Source organism: Micromonospora sp. NPDC003776 (assembly GCF_053605645.1).
Map to the genome: position 1 here is coordinate 1 of NZ_JBSGJR010000603.1, position 4091 is coordinate 4091.

Annotated in this window: 2 protein-coding genes; one reads left to right on the top strand and one right to left on the bottom strand. The window is 71.3% G+C overall.

The genetic code is table 11. The features are described from left to right. Nucleotides 1-53: 53 nt before the first annotated feature. Nucleotides 54-1235, bottom strand: a complete 1182-nt coding sequence (locus ACWEVO_RS31740; RefSeq protein WP_452311143.1) for an ABC transporter substrate-binding protein — start codon at nucleotides 1233-1235, stop codon at nucleotides 54-56. A 447-nt stretch (nucleotides 1236-1682) separates the two neighbouring features. Here ACWEVO_RS31740 and ACWEVO_RS31745 point away from each other — a divergent pair. Next, nucleotides 1683-4091: sensor histidine kinase (locus tag ACWEVO_RS31745; protein WP_452311144.1), on the top strand; the 2409-nt coding region annotated here is incomplete at its 3' end.

Here is a 4091-nt window from a genome sequence, read left to right on the forward strand (position 1 = left end):
GACCGCCCGGAGCCGGTTGTGCCGGGGCCAACACCCCACAGCGCACGAAGAACTCAGCCGGCCAACCGCCAGCGACCACCCCGAGCCACGAGCGTCGTCAACGCCTGCGGCATCAACCCCGAGTGGTTGTCCGGGGTCATCCGGATCGGCCCGCTGAGCCCGTCGAGCTGCGAGGTCTCCAGGACGTCGCGCAGCGCGTCCCGGTTGACCGTGCCCGGCTCGCCGCCGGAGCGCAGTTCGGCGTCCGCGATGAGCTGGACTGCGTCGGCCGCGAAGGAGGAGAACCCGTTGTAGCCGCCGTAGCGGGCGGTGTAGTCCTGGAACCACTGCCGGCGGGCCGCCTTGGCCGGGGTGGTGGCGATGACGTCGTCGATCACCATGGTCTGGGTGAAGATCAGCGTCGCCCGGTCGGTGGAGCGGGACGAGGCGCCGAGGAAGAGGTCACCGGCCGCCGAGGCGTCGAAGAAGAGCGAGCCGCCGAACTTGTCCTGCCGGGCGGAAGCCGCGGCGAGGGCGGCCTGCTCCGGCGGCGTCCAGAGGACCAGGGCGTCGGGCTTCTTGCCGACCAGGGCGGCGACCTGGCTGCTCACGTCGGTGTCGGTGGTGCGTACGGCCTCCGCGCGGACGAGGTCCAGGCCGGCCTTGCCGAGCTCGCCCCGGAGCGCGGACAGTCCCTCCTGGCCGTACGCGTCGGCGCTGTGCAGCACCGCCACCTTGTCGAGCCGGCGTCGCTCCAGCTCGTTGGTGAGGGCCGCCGCGCTGTCGGCCGCGTTCGGGGCGAGCTTGAAGACGTAGCGCCGTTCCGCGACCGGCTCGGTGATCGCGCCGGAGGAGGCGAGTGCGATCGTCGGAATGCGCTTCTCGCCGATGGTCCGGACCGCGCCGGTCGCGCATTCGTTGCAGCCGCCCATGATGATGGCGCTTACCCGTGAGTCACCACTGAAATCGTTGATGTTCCGCAAGGATTCCGCGGCGTCGGAGCGGTTGTCCTTCACCTTGAGCTCGATCTTTCGGCCGCCCAGTGCGCCGGAGGCGTTCAACTGCTCGACCTTCAGTTCCAGTGCCCGCTGGTACACCTTGCCGATCGGCGCGGAGGCGCCGGAGAGTTCGAGGTCCGCGGCGATCACGATGGGGTCGGCGTCCTGCTGTTCCCCGCCGAACTGGCAGCCGGTGAGGGTGGTGGCCAGCACGGCCGAAGCGAGCACCGCGATGCTCGCGGAGCGGATGGGGCTCAACTCAGTCCTCCAGGTGCGGCGCGGGTGTGTCCCCGATCACCGCCGCTCATCCGTCCTCAGTGGAGGAACGGGATTGGTGTGCCGTACGGTGTGCGCGAAGCCTGCAAAACCTTGCCAATGCCGGGCCCTGTGGTCAAGCGCGGAGGTCGGGCGCAGTTTCGGGACGCTCGTCCCACATGTTGGGGACACGGAACGTTAACGGACAATTACTGCGCAGATTCGTCCGGCCACTCTGGAGTGACATGCCCTGTTCAGGGGCTTGAGGAAATGAAGGTAATAGTTGACCGCTGCACAGGTTGAGTCGCCACCGACCGTTTCCTGTCCCACTGCGGCTTCCCAAACAGGATTTCGTCTGATGAAATCGCGGCCGTGCCGCGCGCGGCGCTGGCCGCCGCACCAGGCACGGGTCGGCGGGTCAGGCGTGGAAGAATCGACGGAGGCGATGTCGTGAGCACCGGACCTACGACCCTGCCCGCAGGCCGAGGTGCCGACCAGCGGAACCGGCGACGGCGACTGCCTCGCCTGCGTGACGCGCGGATCCGGTCCAAGCTCGCCCTCATCCTGGTCGTACCGGTGGCCGCTGTCATCGCGCTGGCAACTATCCGACTCGTCTCGGTCGGTGAGGGTGCCTACGAGGCCAACCAGATCCGCTCGCTGACGGCGCTGTCGATCGACGTCTCGGCGCTCGCCCAGGACCTGCACAAGGAGCGGATGGCCGCGGCCGCCTACCTGGCCGTGACGAACCAGAAGCCGGACGACTACAACCTGCGGGTACGGCGCACCGACGAGCGGATCGCGGCGTACCGGGAGGAACGGGGCCGGCTCGGCGACGTGCCCGCCTCCGTTCAGGTCCGGCTGAAGGTCATCGAGGACCACCTGGCCACGCTGAACGGCACCCGCCAGGAGGTGCTGGACCGGCAGCAGATGCCGGTCGCCGAGGCGAGCCTGCGCTACGGCATCATCCTCAGCGACCTGGTCGCGTACGGTGACACGCTCGCCCAGCAGCCCGGCGCGGAGAGCATCGCCGACGCCCGTCGCGCGGTGGCCGCCTTCTCGCACGCCAAGGCGGAGGTGGCCGAGGAACAGGCCGTCGCCTTCACCGCGCTGGCCGCCGGCCGGCTCGACGAGGAGCAGTTCTCCTCCTTCATCACCACCCTGACCGGCCAGCAGGAATCCCTGCTGTCGTTCTCCCGCGCCGCCGAACCCGCCCAGCGGTCCCTGGTGGACGGCACGGTCTCCGGCGACGCGGTGCAGCTCGCCGACCGGGTCGCCAACGACCTGTCCCGGTCGGTCGGCCAGGCCCCGCTGGTCAGCCGGGACGAGGCCAGCGCCGCGATCGGCGCCGTTGACGACCTGATGCGGTGGGCCGAGATCCAGCTCCAGGACCGGCTGCTCGCCGAGGCCGACTCGGTACGCGCCGACGTCATCCGGCAGGCCGTCGTGGAGAGCCTGCTCGTCCTGATCACCCTGATCATCGCCGTGACCCTGGCCGTGGTGCTGGCCCGCTCGCTCAACGAGTCGTTGCGCCGGCTGCGTGAGGGCGCGCTGGCGGTGGCGAACCACGACCTGCCGGACGCGGTGAGCCGGCTGCAGAACGTCAACGCGATCGGCGACGGCGGCGTGGACGAGATCGTCCAGCAGGTCCGGGACCCGATCAAGCTGACCAACCGCGACGAGGTCGGCCAGGTGGCCGCGGCCTTCAACGTGGTCCACCGGGAGGCGGTCCGGGTGGCGGCCGAGCAGGCCGCGCTGCGGACCAGCGTCTCGGCGATGTTCCTCAACCTGGCCCGGCGTTCGCAGAGCCTGGTCGACCGGATGATCGGCGAGCTGGACGCGATCGAGCGCGGCGAGGAGGATCCGAAGCGGCTGGCCCAGCTCTTCGAGCTGGACCATCTGGCCACCCGGATGCGCCGAAACGACGAGAACCTGCTGGTGCTGGCCGGTGCCGACTCGGCCGTGCCGCGCCGGGAGGACGCGCTCCTGGTCGACGTGCTGCGCGCCGCCCAGTCCGAGGTCGAGCTCTACAACCGGATCGAGTTCGGCACCGTGGACACCGACATCTCGGTCGCCGCGCACGCGGTGAACGACGTGGTCCGGCTGGTCGCCGAGCTGCTGGACAACGCCACCCGCTTCTCGCCGCCGAACACCACGGTCGTCGCCGACGGCCGGCGCATCCGGGACTACGTCCTGATCCAGGTCGAGGACCGGGGCCTGGGGCTGAGCGACGAGCAGCTCGACTCGCTCAACCGGCGGCTGGCCGCCCCGCCCACGGTGGACGTGGCCGCGTTCCGGCTGATGGGTCTCGCCGTGGTGAGCCGGCTCGCCTCCCGCTACGGCATCCGCGTGGAGCTGCGGCGCAACGTCGAGGGCGGCACGGTCGCCCAGGTGACCCTGCCGAACTCCGCGGTGGTGCTGCCCGCCAACCGGGGTCAGGCCCCGCTGGCCCGGCCGCGCCAACCGCTCGCGGTCGAGCAGTCCCCGCTGAGCCAGCTCGGCTCGTCGGCCGGCGACGCGCTGGCCGACGCCGGGCGGGGCGGCACCGCCACGCTGACCGACCAGTGGCGCAGCGCCACCACCACTCCGCCGCCCGCCCGCTGGCAGGTCGCCGAGGCGCGGGACACCGGCCCGGCCGTCCAGGCGGGTGGGGCGACCGGCGCGCTGCCGAGCCTGCCCACCGTGCCGACCACCGCCCCGGTCGCGTCCGCGCCGCCCGCACCGTCGACGCCGGTCTCCGGCGCCGGCTACGCCATGGGCGGATCGAGCTGCCACTGCTCCGCGTACGGCTCCATCCGCTCGGCGTTGCCGGTGACCAGGCTGAGCAGGTCCTCCAGCGGCTGTACGAAGTCGATGAGGAAG